The organism is Campylobacter sp. JMF_11 EL3, assembly GCF_027736965.1.
Classification (GTDB): domain Bacteria; phylum Campylobacterota; class Campylobacteria; order Campylobacterales; family Campylobacteraceae; genus Campylobacter_B.
The window spans coordinates 50,788-65,451 of record NZ_JAOVTJ010000003.1 but is presented as its reverse complement, the minus strand read 5'-3'; the positions used below and the strand labels follow the sequence as shown (position 1 = coordinate 65,451).

Genomic DNA, 14,664 nt, shown 5'->3' with positions numbered 1-14,664 from the left:
AAATGCCAAAACTTTATTTAGTAAGCCTTGGTTGTAATAAAAATCTCGTCGATAGCGAGATTATGCTAGGTAGGTTACAAAACTACGAAATCGTCTCCGAGCCCCAAAACGCCGATGTTATGATAGTAAATACCTGTGGATTTATCGCTTCGGCGAAGCAAGAAAGTATCCGAACCATACTCGAACTCGCCGAATTTAAGAAAAAAAACGGCGTTTTGGTTGTAACTGGCTGTCTTATGGAGCGCTACAAAGACGAGCTTATGCGTGAGCTTCCCGAAGTCGATATTTTCAGCGGTGTCGGGGATTATGACAAAATCGATGAGATGATACTTAAAAAACAAAATCTATTTTCGCCTAATACTTACTTGCAAACCACGCAAAAAAGGGTAATCACTGGTTCAAATTTTCACGCTTACATTAAAATCGCCGAAGGGTGCAACCAAAAATGCAGTTTTTGTGCAATTCCCACTTTTAAGGGGCGTTTAAAAAGCAGAAATTTAGATGACATCGAAGCCGAAGTCAGGGATTTGGTCGCACAGGGATTTTATGATTTTAGCTTTATCGCGCAAGATACGAGCAGCTATGGGCGAGATAGGGGCGAAAAAGACGGGCTAATCGCACTGATTAAACGCATAGAAAAAATCAAAGGCGTTAAATTTGCGCGAATTCTTTATCTTTATCCGACCACGACGAGCGAAAATTTGATTAAAACTATCATAGGCTCACCCGTTTTTGTGAATTATTTCGATATGCCGATCCAGCACATAAATGACGAAATGTTAAAAATTATGAAGCGTGGAAATGCTAAAAATGAAATTTTAAATTTGCTAAATTTAATGCGTTTGGCACCAAATTCGTTTTTGCGAACCGGCGTGATAATCGGACACCCGGGTGAGAGCGAGAGCGAGTTTAACGAGCTTTGCGAGTTTTTAAGCGAGTTTAAATTTGATAGAATTTCAGCCTTTGCTTACTCCAAAGAAGAAGACACAGCAAGTTGTGAAATGGAGCAAATTCCAACTCGCGTTATCACAAAACGGCTAAATAAAATCGAAAAAATCGTGGATAAAGCGATTTGTGAGAGTTTTGCCGGGCTTGTAGGCACCACGCAAATCGTGGAAATCACAGGCATTAGCAGTGAAGGTGAGTTTTTTTACGGCGCAAAACTAGCTCTTTGGGACAAAGACATCGACGGAGAGATTTTAATCAACGAAAGCGAGATACAAAATTTGCAAATCGGACAGCTATATGAGTGCGAGATTGGCGAATTCGTCGGCGGAAAACTCATAGGGAAAATCACAAAACAAATTTAATGTCATTGCGAGAATTTTTGCGAAAGCAAAAATTCGTGGCAATCCAGTAAATTTAAACAACATTTGATTAAACGATTTTGCCGTTGCTGGATTGCTTCGAATTTGCTACGCAAATTCTCGCAATGACAAAAACTATTTCAACCTAAATTCCTTATTTTCTTCGGCTATTTTTAAAAGTTCAGTGTAAATTTCTTCGTGGGCTTTCAGAAGTTCATCAAATTTAAATCCAAGCATAACAATGCGATAAAGTTCGGGCTTGTTTTTGCGCCAATTATACAGCGTTTTTGTATCAATCCCCAAAATCCCACAAATATCCCGTTTCGTTAATTTTTTTGGCATTTTTTATCCTTGAATTTTGCAGAAATTATACGGATAAAAGTTTTTGTATCTAACAAAGGAAATAATACTTGTATTTTTAATTTTAAAGGGATATATTCCTTAAATTTTATAAGATTTAAGTAAAAGCTTGGTATAATAGTAAGATTTTTTATTAAAGGTGTAAAAATGAAAAAACATTTGATTTGTATGATTTTTGGTGCAATATTGTTTTCTGGTTGTGGCGATGACGGAATAGGAGCAAAACCAAAAGCCCCAAGTTGTGGCGATACCGATGTAAAAGAAACCGTGAAAAAAATAATATTTTCAAACGGTATTTGCAACGGAGGCGGTAGGTATTGTGCTTGCGCTGCCTTAGAAAAGAAGCTGTCAGTCGAAGAAGTGATGCAATTTTATGTGTGCAAGGATATTAACAAAGAAAAATTGCTTAAAGATATAGAGGAACTAAAACAAGCAAAGCTAACTGAAATCGATACTATTGAACAACAAGATAGAGAATCGCGTTGTGAAGCCAAATTTCTTGATTTATCTTTAAATTACTCTGCTCGTTATACAGATGACGGAAAAACCTTAAAAGTAAAAATTACTCAATATCAATAAAGGCAATATATGAAAGATCTAGAATTATGCTTAGAAAAAATAAAAGAACATACTGCAAAAAATAATATTGTGGGTAAATGGTCTGATTTTTTGGTTGAGAAAAAATTTAGCGACAAGGCAAAAGCTAAATTTAATGAAGTTATAGAAAAGATTAAAAATTCAAAAGATAAAGACAGAAAGGAAGATATAGCTGTCATTAGATATCGAGACGGTAAGATAACATATAATGAATTAGCTTATGAAGCATATATTCGTTGGTTTTATTTTTATGCAGAGGACAATGAAAGAGTTATTCCATTTCATAATTATGAGACAATAGAAAATACTATGTCGGCTTTTAAAGATTTTTTGCGTGGCAACAATAACAATAAAGCAGTACTACAAAATATCAAAAAAAATGACGAATTTGACATTTTGATAGAATTTGCAGAATATTTACAAGATAACCATTTTAAAAATTTATTGATAGAATTAAAAGAAAAATTTGATAATAACGGTAAATAAACGGCTAGATTTGTTAGGCATAGGATGAGCAAATCCTTACCACAGAAAAATTTGGCAAATCAAAATTGTATGGCAAATGCCAACCCTACAAAAACGGCTTTGCCGTTTGCTGGATTGCCACGACTTTGCTTTCACAAAGTCTCGCAATGACAAAAAATTCAAAATTAATCACTTTTTAGCTATCATTACAGATATTTTTAGAAAGAAAGATTTTGAAAACCTTAAACATTGACATCGAGATTTTGGACTTTTTGCGTGGTAGGAAAAATTTACTTGCCTTTTCGCACGGTAGCGACAGCACGGCACTTTTTTACACGCTTTTAAATTTGGGCGTTAAATTTGATTGTGCTTTTGTGAATTATAAAACTAGAAAACAAAGCAATGAAGAAGAAGCAAGTGCAAAAAAGCTTTGCGAGAAATTCGGCGTGAATTTATTTATCAAAACCGCTTCGCTTGATTTACAAAATAGTTCAAATTTTGAAAATCAAGCCAGGAAGATTCGCTATGAATTTTTTGATGAAATTGCCGTTAAATTTGGCTTTAATACGCTTATCACCGCTCATCAGCTAAATGATAAATTTGAGTGGTTTTTAATGCAACTTGGACGAGGTGCGGGTCTAGCAAATCTGCTTGGCTTTGAAAAAATCGAAAATCGCACAAATTTCACACTCGTGCGACCTTTTTACGACATTAGCAAAACGCAAATTTTAGAGTTTTTAAGCGAAAATAAAATCAAATTTTTTAACGACATTTCAAACGAAAATACCAAATTTGCAAGGAATGCCGTAAGGGCTGAATTTAGCGATAAATTCGTAGAAAAATACGCTTTAAATTTAGCTAAAAGTTTTGAGTTTTTATCGCTCGACAAAGCAAATTTAATGGGCGAATTTATATATCAAAAAGATAAATTTTTTGTGCTAGAAAATTCGCAAAAAAGCCTAAATTTAATAGATAAAGCGTGTAAAATTTTGGGCGTCGTTCTTAGCCAAAATCAACGAAAAGAAATCCAAAAAACAGATTGCGTAATAAGTGGTAAAATTTGCGTTTGCAAAAACGAAAAATTCTACTTCGTCGCACCATTTGAGAAAACAAAAATGGATAAAAAATTCAAAGAAAAATGCCGAATTCTAAAAATCCCGCCACTAATTCGCCCCTATATTTTCGCTAGAAGCGAAATTTTAGCAGAGTGCGAAGGGCTAATTTCTGGCCTCAACCATAGCGATTTTGTTGATAAAATCGGCGAAATTTAGGTTAATAAGATTTGTTTTGATATGGATTCGTGTAAAAATCACATAGCCGATTTCATTGCTGAGCGTGCCGTCTGAGTAAATGAAAACATTTGTCAAAAACTCGCTGTTTTTTGACTGGTAAAAATTGTCGATTTGGAAATTTAAAATCTCATAAAACAACTCATCGCTATCGCTCATCATGCCCTTTATTTCGTCATCTATGAGAATCATATCGGCATAGAGGGCGCGTTTTTTGTTTGCCACCAAAAACGCCACGCGGTCGTTAAATTTAAGCACAAACATCGCGACACTATCGATTTCATGCTGATTTTTGTATAAAAAATAAAGCACCTTAAAAAGGCTTTCATAAGAGTTGAAGCTCGCGCCGAATTTCTCGTCGCTTTTAGTAGTCGCACTGCGCGGGAATTCCACGGTAAAATCGCTATCGACGCTTTGATAAAAGCACTCGTCCGCCCTATCTGGCTCGCTAGAAAAAATCACCCTTTGAGCTGGATCGTCGATTAGTATATTTGCGTGCAAACTCTTGGCAATCCCTTGCCTAAATTCCGCCATTTGCGCCGCAAAATCAGTTGCACTATCGACGCTGAATTTGAGCGTCTTTTCATCTACGATTTTTTTACTAAATCCAAGTTTTCTAAAAACAAATTCGCACTCGCTATCATTTTGCGCTACGCTTAGAAAAGATTTAGCCTTGAAAAGTCCCATTTTTTCTCCTAAAAAATGCTAATTATACCAAAAATCGTTTATGCAAAACTAAAAATCGAAATTTTTATCTTTTTCGGCCTGAGCAAAAAGCAAATTTGCTATTTTCTCTTTCGCCTCTTCAAGACCTAGTCCAGCGATATCTAGTGGCTCGCTTAGGCTGTAATTTATGCGCGAAAAGGGCTTTGGCAAGACCATTTTATCCCAGCTTCTAAACTCCCAAAAACGGCTCGCTTCGTAGTTTAGCGCGTAAATTTTGAGATTTTTTTTCTGCGCGATTGTCACGGCTCCGTCTGCGACGCTGTGTCTTGGGCCTCTGGGGCCATCTGGGGTAATGATGACATCTACGCCGCTTTTGATTTCGCTAAATGCGTTCATCAGCGCCCTAACTGCGCCTTTGGAGCTTGACCCTCTAATCGCGCCAATACCAAAATGCGAAATCACTCTCGTGATAATCTCGCCGTCTTTGTGGTCCGAGATGATGACCTTTACCTTTCTTTTTTCGCCATAATACCGCTTCCAGTAGCGAAGATAGGCAAAAGGCATCATTGCAAGTCTGCCGTGCCAAAACACCACCACACAAGTTTCATCTGATAATTTTGTATCGCTAAATTTAACCCTACAAGTAAGATAAATCAAGCGTATCAAAAAAGTCCCAATATATTCTACACAAAAAAAGATAATGCGTTTTTTAAAGGGTAACTTTTCCATAAAGTGCCATTCTAGCGGCTTTTTCGATTTTTACATTTAGTGTGCGCCCAAGCAGTTCCTCGCTACCATTTACGCAAACCAAAAAATTCGAAAAACTTCTGCCAGCTACTTGATTGTTTTCGCGCAGTTCCTCGAAATACACCTCGTGCCCTCTACCTACCTGCGCGCTCATAATCTCATCTAAAATTTCATTATGCAAGCCCTGCAAATAGCTAAGGCGCGCACTTGCGACTTTATCGTCGATTAGCGCCAAATTCTGCGCCGGCGTGTGCGGACGCGGGCTAAATTTAAAGCTAAAAACCTGCTCAAATTTCACCTGTTTTAGCACATCAATTGTATCGGCGAAATCCGCCTCGCTCTCCGTCGGATAAGCCACGATGATATCGGTGCTAATGCTCACATCTGGGCATAAATCTCGCAGTTTTAGCGCGCGGTCTAAAAACCACTCCTTGCTATATCCACGCCTCATATCGCGCAAAACCTTAGTCGAACCACTTTGTAGTGGCATGTGCATGGATTTGCAAATTTTAGAATTTGAGCTAAAAACTTCTAAAAATTTATCGTCCATGTGAAGCGGGTGCGGGCTAGTAAAGCGAATCCTCTCGATCCCCTCAATCTCGCTTAGCCTTACTAAAAGGTCGCTAAAATCGATTTTTTCGTGCGCATTGGAAAATCTTTTGCCATAGTTATTGACATTTTGACCGAGCAAAAATATCTCTTTTGCCCCGCGCGCAGCACTTCTGCGCGCCTCATCAAGTATGATTTTAGCCGGTATTGAAAGCTCGTCGCCTCTGGTTTGTGGCACGATACAATACGAACATTTTTTGTCGCAACCAATCATAATATTTATGTATGATTTGTAAGGACTGCCCCGAAATTCGCCAAAGGCAAACTCGCTCTCATCGTAGTTTATATCGGTGCTAATAAATTTTGGCGTCCGCACAGCTTGCGAAATTTTAGACACATTTCGTGCTCCTAGCACAAAATCCACATAAGGGGCACGCTTAAAAATCTCATTTCCCAAATGCGAAGCAGTGCAACCGCAAACTCCGATTTTTGAGCCAGCCTTGCGGACTTTGTCAAATGCGCCAATCTCGCTAAAAAGCTTATGCACGGGCTTTTCACGCACAGAGCAGGTGTTTATAAGGATTAAATCAGCAATGTTAATATCGTTTGTGAGTTCGTAATTTTGGTTTTTTAGTTCGGCGATGATGTGCTCGCTATCACGCACATTCATCGCACAACCGAGGGTTTGTATGTAGAGAAATTTTTTCAAACTATATGCACCTCATACATATATTCGTTTTCATTTAGGCCATAATACACGCTTCTTTGATAGACCGAAAATCCCTTTTTTTCAAAAAATTCTATCAGCGCAATGATATCTTTATGCGAATTTTCTCTATCTAAATAGAAAATTTTTTGACCACTTTTTGCGATTTGAGCTTCCAAATCTTCGACTTTTGCACTCTTTGGCTTCGCTTCTAGGCTAGTTCTAGCGAGTTTTACTTGCATTGCTTCATCCTTTCGTATTTCAAATTTTAAACTGATGAGTTTAGCAAAATTAATATAATAATTCGTTTAAATAAAAATAAAGTCTAAATTTAATATAATACCGAACTCGAAAATTTTAAAAATCCCAAAATTTAGCAGTGTAAGAAAAGGAAAATTATGGAAAAAATCACAGACATAATCGAGTCTATCGCAAACGAAAAGGGACTTGATCCCTCAGATGTGGGCGCACGGGTCAAAACAGCCTTTATCCAAACCGCAAAAAGGCTATTTGGCGAGCAGTTTATCTACGACAGCGAGGTAGATCCCGTTACAAAAAAGGTCAAACTCTACCAAAAAGTCCAGGTCGTAGCCGATAATGACGAGCGCGCAGGACAGGATAATTTCATCGCAATTAGCGAAGCCAAAAAACACGGGGACGCTGAGATTGGCGACGAGCTAAGCTATGATATAAATATCGAAAATCTCGGCCGCACAGCTTCGCAGGTTTTGGCAAAAGAGCTAAATTACCATATCCAACGCCTACTCGAAGAGAAAATTTTCGAAAGCTATAAAAACAAAATCGGCACCCTAGCCCACGGCACCGTCACCAAAATCGACGCTAGCGAAACGACATTTGTCGAAATCGACGATATCAAAGCCTACATGCCACAAAAAAACCGCATAAAAGGCGAGAGTTTCAAAGTGGGCGATGTCGTCCAAGCCGTCATCAAAAACGCCTATATCGACAAAAATCAAGGCATAAAATTAGAACTTTCACGCACAAGTCCGAAGTTTTTGGAGGCGATTTTGCGCACGGAAGTCCCTGAGATCAAAGACGGAAGCGTCATAATCCAAGCATGCGCTAGGATTCCTGGCAAACGCACGAAAATAGCCCTTAGCTCAGTTTCGCCAAATATCGATCCAGTGGGCGCGACAGTGGGCAAAGGCGGCACTAGAATCGACGCTGTGAGTAAGTTTTTGAGCAAAAATTTAAGCGAAGAGGACAAAAAAGCTGGCGGAGAGAGCATAGACGCGTTTGAATACTCTGCCTCGCCTGAAATTTTAATCTCGCGCGCAATGGCGCCTGCGATTGTAAATTCGGTCAAAATCACAGATGAAAACAAAGCAATCGTCTATATCAACCCTGACCAAAAATCCAAAGCTATCGGCAAAAACGGCCTAAATATCCGCCTAGCCTCAATGCTAAGTGGCTATGAAATCGAGCTAATCGAAACAGGCGCATCAAGCGAAAAAGTATCAAACGAAGAGGGATTAAAAAATCTCGAAGCGCTCTTTGGCGGTCTGTGAGAATTCTTTCAAATTTGCGAATTTTTAAAATTCGCAAATTTTAAAATAATCAAAATTTAAAATTTATATGAAATTTGGCGCGTCGTTAGAAAACAGCACCAAATCCCCTGCTTTGGTATATTTAGCCAAAATTTCAACCATTTTCGATTTATCTTTTAGCACATAAACTTTGCCGGGGTTTATATTGTCTTTGAGCGTTTTTAAATTTAACTCGCCAGTTATTATCACGAGATCAAAAACCTCATCGATTTTTTTGGCCAGCACTTCATTATCTTCCTTGGTCGATTCGACGATTCCAGGGGTTACGATGACTTTATTTCCTTTGTAAGTTTTGCATAGTTCGTAGCTGGCTAGCATACCGGCTAGATTGCCGTTAAATGCGTCATCAATGATGATTTTGCCGCCGTTTTCGATCTTTTGGAGGCGGTGTTCGACGCTTCTGACTTTTTCTACTGCGTTGTGGATATAGACATCATTTACGCCCAAAAACCTCGCTACCATGACACATGCGCTGAGATTTTGCGCGTTAAACTCGCCTAGCACCGGCGCAGAGAGCCTGAAATTTTCGTCATTGATTTTAAGGCTAAATTTAATCCCGTCTAGTGTCGAGCTAATCACCTTCGTGCCGATATCATAGGTGCTAATCGTGGCGCTGTTGTGGCAAAGCGTGCTAGAATGCACAAATGCGTGTTTTAGACGCGGTGAATTTAGCGCTTCAAGCTTGGTAGCGCGGATATTTTCTACGCTTTTGAAATACTCCAAATGTTGCGCGCCAATCTCGCCTACAACTACGATTTGCGGGCGCAAAAACTCGGTGATTTCGGCGATATCGCCAGGCAGTCTGGCACCTGCTTCTGCGATATAGACCTGAGTATTTTTTGGCAAATCATCGTTTATGTCCTTTACAATCCCAGCTAGCGTATTTACCGAGCGCGGGGTCTTGTAGCAGACAAAGTGCGGGCTAAGGATATCATAAAGGAAGTTTTTGATACTCGTCTTGCCGTAACTTGCCGTGATTTGGACGATGATTAGATTATTCATCGTATTTAGCTTGGATAATGCGCTAGCTTTGAAGCGGTTAAAAAGCGTTTTTTCGTATCTGAAATGAAAAAACAATCCCACAAATAGCGCAACAACGGCTGGAATTTTAATATCGGTTGAAAATTTAATATCAATCAAAATCTCCACAATCCCCACAATCACCGCAAACGAGGCTATGTATGCAAACGCCCTTTTTATGCGATCGGTAAAAACTAGCTTTTTGTCCAGCCCCCTGTGCCAAAGCGCCAAAACAGCGATATAGCTAGCCGTTACCACGCCCAAGGCTGCGTAATAAAACGGGCAAAACATAGCCGCGATTTGAGCCAAAACTGGAATTATGAAAAAATACAAATGCCACATAGGCTTGGTGAAATGATGCATTACGCGCTCCACACGATACGAAAACCACTGCAAACAAGTAAGCGCGTAAAATCCCAAAGCAAGGGTGAAAATAAAATTTGAAATAACTGCCGACATTTTTTCCCTCAAATTTATTTATACTTAGATTACAAAACCTGTAATTTTATTCTAAAAAAACTTGATTGTTGCTTATTTTTGCGATAAATTTTATTATTTAGAGCTTGATTTGCGTCAATGCAAAATTTACTCTAATCTGTCATTGCGAGCTTTCGCAGAAAGCGAAGCAATCCAGAGAAATTTAAAGCAAAATTCAACATAAATTTAGCATTGAACAATTTTAAATTTAGCCAAATTCCAAAATTTGATTAAATTCTATTTTTAGAATTTGTTTGTAAATTTTGGCTTGTAGATCGCCATAACGGCTTTGCTCTTTTGCAACGATAAGCATAGCAGGATAACAAAAAGAAATTTGCATTATTTTCGGTGGCAAGGACGCCCACCATACGAAACTAAAATAAATGTTAAAATAGTGGCAATACAGAGAGTATAAATTTAGCTTTGCAAATCTTTTTTGTTTATATTTACTATTATTTCTCTATTTTCTATTACTTTCAATAAATTTCCTTTTTTATCTACCAACATTTCTTGGTAACCAACTTTAATATGGAATATATTATCAGCGATGGGTCTTATAAGTTCTGGTCGTGAATAAAAAACTGCTTCTAGCATAATCTCTCCACTTGCAACATTTACAAATCCGTATTTTTCTCTGTGAGGTACTGTTATTTTTTCATATTCAAAGGTAGAAGCATAACCACCTTTTCTTCCTATAACATAGCCATCGATAAAATAAATTTTATCGTAATTATGAAACTCTTTGCCTGTTTTATCGACAAGTTCGTATTTATAGACAGATTCGTATTGATCATATTCTACTTTTACCAAATAAGAATTATCATCAATTTTTTTAATTTCTTCGTATTTACAAGGAATTATCTCTTTACCTATTTTATCAACAAGCCCCCATTTATAGCGAATATCATTAACATAATAAGAATTATCATCAAATTTTTTAATTTCCTTGTATTTACAAGGAATTATCTCTTTATATGTTTTATCCAAAATTCCATATTGAGTTCCATTTTTTACCAAAAAAAGATTATCATCAAATTCTTTAATTTCATTGTATTTGCAAGGCAATATCTCTTTATATGTTTTATCCAAAATTCCATATTGAGTTCCATTTTTTGCCAAAAAAAGATTATCATCAAATTTTTTAATCTCTTTGTATTTACAAGGAATTATCTCTTTGCCTGTTTTATCAACAAGCCCCCATTGATAGTAAAAATTCTGAACATAATAAGAATTATCATCAAATTTTTTAATTTCATTATATTTACGAGGCAATATCTCTTTACCTGTTTTATCAAAAAGTCCATATTGACAGAAACCTTCATCAGTTACTTTTTCTACCAAAAAAAGATTATCATCAAATTTTTTAATTTCTTTGTAAATACAAGGCAATACCTCTTTACCTGTTTTATCAAAAATTCCATATTGAGTTCCATTTTTTACCAAAAAAAGATTATCATCAATTTCTTTAATTTCATCGTATTTACACGGAATTATCTTTTTGCCTGTTTTGTCAAAAAACTCGTAATTTCTTCCACTACATACTAGAAAAAGATTATCATCAATTTCTTTAATTTCATTGTAAATACAAGGCAATACCTCTTTACCTGTTTTATCAAAAATTCCATATTGAGTTCCATTTTTTACCAAAAAAAGATTATCATCAATTTCTTTAATTTCATTGTAAATACAAAAAAGTATCTCTTTACCTGTTTTATCAAAAAGTCCATATTGAGTTCCATTTTTTACCAAAAAAAGATTATCATCAATTTTTTTAATTTCTTTGTAAATACAAAAAAGTATCTCTTTACCTGTTTTATTAAAAAGTCCATATTCATCTACACTTCTTACTACAAAAAAATTATCATCAATTTTTTTAATTTCTCTGTAATTACAAGGAATTATCTCTTTACCTGCTTTGTCGATAAGTCCGCATATTGAAATAAAAGGTATATTATTAAAAAGTCCATCATATCCTTCTTTTGCTACAAAATAAAAATTATCATCAAATTCTTTAATTTCTTTATATTGACAAGGAATTATCTCTCTGCCTGTTTTATCAAAAATTCCATATTGAGTTCCAATTCCATTTTGACTTACTATTCCTACCAAAAAAAGATTATTGTCAATTTCTTTAATTTCTTTATATTGACAAGGCACAACAGCATCAGTTACCATACTAACCTTTCCTTTCTATCTTAAAAATTTCGATTAAAAAAGTAAAATTTACTAATAAATCTTCCGTAATCTTAGAAGTTTTTGGCGAATATTTTGTTTTGTAAGCACGAATTTCAGGCATTTTTAATGAATATTTTTTATTGTTTTTCAAAATTTGATATATAAATTTTGCTACTTCTATGACATTTTTATCAAATTTTCTACTTTTTTCTAAATCTAGGTCATAAACCCTAGAATTTTCCGACATACAAAATTTTCTACCCAAAGTTATACTTTGAATTTGTATAGGAAAATAATGTTTGCCATTATCGCAAAGTTCGCTAAAATCATTTTCGCTAAAAATAGCCCTATGCTCTCTTTCGTATCTCCAACAGCTATTTTTTGTGCTCATTATTTCGAGCAATTTTTTTGCTTGTATATTTTCTATATTTGAAATTTCAGGAAAATTGTTGCTGTATTTTATCGGCACGACATAATTCTTTTCATCTTGATCCGAGACTTTAAAATCAATTCTTACACCAAGAGAACGATTTGCATAATGAGCCCACATAAGATAGTCTTGTGCTTTTTCGCTGAATTCTGAAAATGATGTGAAATAAAATTTTTCTTTTGCTGAATAAAGATTTTGTATTTTTTCTAACAATTTCTTTTTATTTTGCTTTGTTATATTTTTATCATAGCAAAAACTATATCTAAACTCATCAATATCGTTCATTTCGGTAAAATTTGAAGCATAAAGAGCGGAATTTTCTAAAATTTCTACAAAATAGCGATTTTTTACAACAAAATCACAAAATGTATCACCTTTCTTATAATCCAAACCCTTAAATTTTGAATACGTTCCTTCTTCTGATTTTTCCATTACAATCCTAAAATTTCTAAAATAATCTCAGGATTTTACCGATATATATATGTATATATACTTAAATAAAAAATTTTTGTTTTATATGTTCGAATTAATAATGGAATTAAATTTTAAATTTTTTCACAAATTCTTTTTCGTTTTCGCATGTCATGGCAGAGCTCATTATGGCGATATTATCGGTTCCTGCGTCTAGTGTGGAGCGAAAATTACTAGAATTTATCCCGCCAAGGGCATAAATTTCGCCACTCCAAAATTCACGCACTTTCTTAATCAAATCTAGCCCCTTTGGCTCTAAATTTTCCTTACAAGAAGTCGGAAAAATATGGCTTAAACAAAGTGCATTTGCACCCAAATTTAGGGCAAGCCCCGCTTCATTTATGCTGTGAGCTGAAACTACAATTTTTTCAAATTTGGCTAAATTTCGATTAGATTTTTGCTCTAAAATTTGCAAAGGCAACCACACAAATTTATAATTTAACTCGTAAGCTAAATCCAAAAAATTATGCAAAAAAAGGCGAACGCCAAAGCGTTCGCAAATTTGCAAAACTTCGCAAAAAAGCGCGCAGTATTCGCTCACGCTCAAATTTTTCTCACGCAAGATTATTTCGCTAATCCCCGCTTCGCAAAGCCGTGAAATTTTCTCTTTCAACGCCTCTTTGCTACCACAAAGCTCTAAATTCGAAATCGCCGTGATTTTCAACTTTTTTCGCCCCAAATTTCGCAAATTTACAGATAAATATACTCGCTCATCAGTGGCGCTAACCCCGCACCCCTAATCGCAGCACAAACCTCAGCCACGCTTCTGGCGTCATCTATCTCAAACTGCTCGTCGCCCTTTTTTTGGCTGTGTCCGCCGATACCCACACTTACTCCTGCTGAAATTTTATTTGTGGCGATTTTAATCGCTTCGTCTCTAAAACCAGCCCTTTCGCGCGTCGAAATCGTAATATTCGCACTAGGAATTAGCAATCTATACGCGGTAATCACCTGCAAAAGCTCCTTTTCATGGACATCTCGCGGGTTGATTTTGTTATTATTTATTATCGGGCGAAGTCTTGGGACTGAAAAGGCGATTTCGGCGTGCGGGTATTTTTGTTGTAACAAATACGCGTGCGCGCCCGTAGCAAAGGCGTCTTTGCGAAAATCATCAAGCCCCAAAAGTGCCGCAAAGCCCACTCCACGCATACCGCCCATTATCGCCCTTTCTTGGGCATTGAAGCGATACGGGAAAATTCGCTTATTGCCTTCTAAATGCAGTTTTGCGTATTTTTCTGTGTTGTATGTCTCTTGGAAAACGGTTACAAAATCCACGCCTGAGTTATGCAAAATGGCGTATTCATCGGAATTTAATGGATAAATCTCCACGCCTACGACCTTGAAATATTTTTTGGCGATTTCACACGCATGAGCGATATAGCTCACATCGCTATCAACCCTGCTCTCGCCTGTTAGCACCAAAAGCTCTTCAAGTCCGCTCTTTTTTATCGCTTCGTATTCGGCTATTAGCTCATCATCGTTAAGCTTGGCTCTTTTAATTTGATTTTTTTTGCTAAATCCGCAATACACGCAGTTATTATCGCAATAATTTGAAATGTAAATCGGCGTAAAAAGCGAGATATTATTGCCAAATTTCGCCCTAGTTTCACTCATACTCGCCCTTGCTAACTCTTCTAAAAATTTAGCCCCGACCACGCTTAGAAGTGCGCCAAAATCGTCTAAATTTCTATTTTTTTTCTCTATCGCCCTTAAAACATCGGCTTCATTATAAGCGTTTGGGTCGTAATTTTGCCTTAAATTTAGCACTTTTTGCATTAAGCCATCATCGATTTCTTGCATGTGTGCTAGGTATTTCATGTGATCTGGTTTTTCCATT

At 36.4% G+C, this 14,664-nt stretch carries 17 protein-coding genes; 6 read left to right on the top strand and 11 right to left on the bottom strand.

The window, feature by feature from the left end; genetic code table 11:
* The first annotated feature begins 2 nt into the window (after positions 1–2).
* The gene (gene rimO / locus OFN67_RS05345; protein WP_270868763.1) at positions 3–1,310 is read left to right on the top strand and encodes a 30S ribosomal protein S12 methylthiotransferase RimO; all 1,308 of its coding nucleotides are present in this window, start codon (positions 3–5) and stop codon (positions 1,308–1,310) included.
* Positions 1,311–1,442: 132 nt separating this feature from the next.
* On the opposite strand, the gene OFN67_RS05340 is transcribed toward rimO, so the two are convergent.
* Positions 1,443–1,649, bottom strand: a complete 207-nt coding sequence (locus tag OFN67_RS05340) for a transcriptional regulator (protein WP_270868764.1) — start codon at positions 1,647–1,649, stop codon at positions 1,443–1,445.
* Between the two features lie 165 nt (positions 1,650–1,814).
* Here OFN67_RS05340 and OFN67_RS05335 point away from each other — a divergent pair, with 165 nt between their 5' ends.
* The 4 genes from OFN67_RS05335 to tilS all read left to right on the top strand — a co-directional run bounded on the left by OFN67_RS05335 (position 1,815) and on the right by tilS (position 4,000).
* Positions 1,815–2,246: a hypothetical protein gene (locus OFN67_RS05335; protein ID WP_270868765.1), complete on the top strand. Its 432-nt coding sequence runs from the start codon at positions 1,815–1,817 to the stop codon at positions 2,244–2,246.
* 9 nt (positions 2,247–2,255) lie between these two features.
* Entirely contained in the window at positions 2,256–2,750 is a 495-nt protein-coding gene (locus tag OFN67_RS05330) for a hypothetical protein (RefSeq protein ID WP_270868766.1), read from the top strand.
* Between the two features lie 24 nt (positions 2,751–2,774).
* Positions 2,775–2,900, top strand: a complete 126-nt coding sequence (locus OFN67_RS05325) for a hypothetical protein (RefSeq protein WP_270868767.1) — start codon at positions 2,775–2,777, stop codon at positions 2,898–2,900.
* Positions 2,901–2,962: 62 nt separating this feature from the next.
* The gene (gene tilS, locus OFN67_RS05320) at positions 2,963–4,000 is read left to right on the top strand and encodes a tRNA lysidine(34) synthetase TilS (RefSeq protein WP_270868768.1); all 1,038 of its coding nucleotides are present in this window, start codon (positions 2,963–2,965) and stop codon (positions 3,998–4,000) included.
* On the opposite strand, the gene OFN67_RS05315 is transcribed toward tilS, so the two are convergent.
* Genes OFN67_RS05315 through OFN67_RS05300 form a run of 4 tightly spaced genes read right to left on the bottom strand, consistent with a single transcriptional unit; the run spans position 3,947 to position 6,928 of the window.
* The gene (locus OFN67_RS05315) at positions 3,947–4,705 is read right to left on the bottom strand and encodes a hypothetical protein (RefSeq protein WP_270868769.1); all 759 of its coding nucleotides are present in this window, start codon (positions 4,703–4,705) and stop codon (positions 3,947–3,949) included. The two genes, tilS and OFN67_RS05315, sit on opposite strands and share 54 nt — an antisense overlap.
* 48 nt (positions 4,706–4,753) lie before the next feature.
* Positions 4,754–5,413: a lysophospholipid acyltransferase family protein gene (locus OFN67_RS05310; protein ID WP_270868770.1), complete on the bottom strand. Its 660-nt coding sequence runs from the start codon at positions 5,411–5,413 to the stop codon at positions 4,754–4,756.
* On the bottom strand, positions 5,394–6,689 hold the full coding sequence (gene miaB / locus OFN67_RS05305) for a tRNA (N6-isopentenyl adenosine(37)-C2)-methylthiotransferase MiaB (protein ID WP_270868771.1): 1,296 nt from the start codon (positions 6,687–6,689) through the stop codon (positions 5,394–5,396). The genes OFN67_RS05310 and miaB overlap by 20 nt, the downstream gene beginning before the upstream one ends.
* Positions 6,686–6,928, bottom strand: a complete 243-nt coding sequence (locus OFN67_RS05300; RefSeq protein ID WP_270858271.1) for an HP0268 family nuclease — start codon at positions 6,926–6,928, stop codon at positions 6,686–6,688. The genes miaB and OFN67_RS05300 overlap by 4 nt, the downstream gene beginning before the upstream one ends.
* A gap of 156 nt (positions 6,929–7,084) precedes the next feature.
* Between OFN67_RS05300 and nusA the strand changes: the two genes are divergently transcribed.
* Entirely contained in the window at positions 7,085–8,215 is a 1,131-nt protein-coding gene (gene nusA, locus OFN67_RS05295; protein ID WP_270862047.1) for a transcription termination factor NusA, read from the top strand.
* 63 nt (positions 8,216–8,278) lie between these two features.
* On the opposite strand, the gene OFN67_RS05290 is transcribed toward nusA, so the two are convergent.
* The 6 genes from OFN67_RS05290 to thiH all read right to left on the bottom strand — a co-directional run bounded on the left by OFN67_RS05290 (position 8,279) and on the right by thiH (position 14,663).
* A complete protein-coding gene (locus OFN67_RS05290) occupies positions 8,279–9,733 on the bottom strand; it encodes a Mur ligase family protein (protein WP_270868772.1) in 1,455 nt (484 codons plus the stop codon).
* A 226-nt stretch (positions 9,734–9,959) separates the two neighbouring features.
* Positions 9,960–10,091 (bottom strand): hypothetical protein, encoded by a 132-nt coding sequence (locus tag OFN67_RS05285; RefSeq protein WP_270868773.1) that lies wholly within the window; start codon positions 10,089–10,091, stop codon positions 9,960–9,962.
* A 77-nt stretch (positions 10,092–10,168) separates the two neighbouring features.
* Entirely contained in the window at positions 10,169–11,926 is a 1,758-nt protein-coding gene (locus OFN67_RS05280) for a WG repeat-containing protein (RefSeq protein ID WP_270873983.1), read from the bottom strand.
* A gap of 1 nt (position 11,927) precedes the next feature.
* Positions 11,928–12,788, bottom strand: coding sequence for a DUF2971 domain-containing protein (locus OFN67_RS05275; protein WP_270868919.1), 861 nt, complete (start codon positions 12,786–12,788; stop codon positions 11,928–11,930).
* Between the two features lie 106 nt (positions 12,789–12,894).
* Positions 12,895–13,491 (bottom strand): thiamine phosphate synthase, encoded by a 597-nt coding sequence (locus tag OFN67_RS05270; RefSeq protein ID WP_270868920.1) that lies wholly within the window; start codon positions 13,489–13,491, stop codon positions 12,895–12,897.
* 26 nt (positions 13,492–13,517) lie between these two features.
* Entirely contained in the window at positions 13,518–14,663 is a 1,146-nt protein-coding gene (gene thiH / locus OFN67_RS05265) for a 2-iminoacetate synthase ThiH (RefSeq protein WP_270868921.1), read from the bottom strand.
* Position 14,664 lies beyond the last annotated feature (1 nt).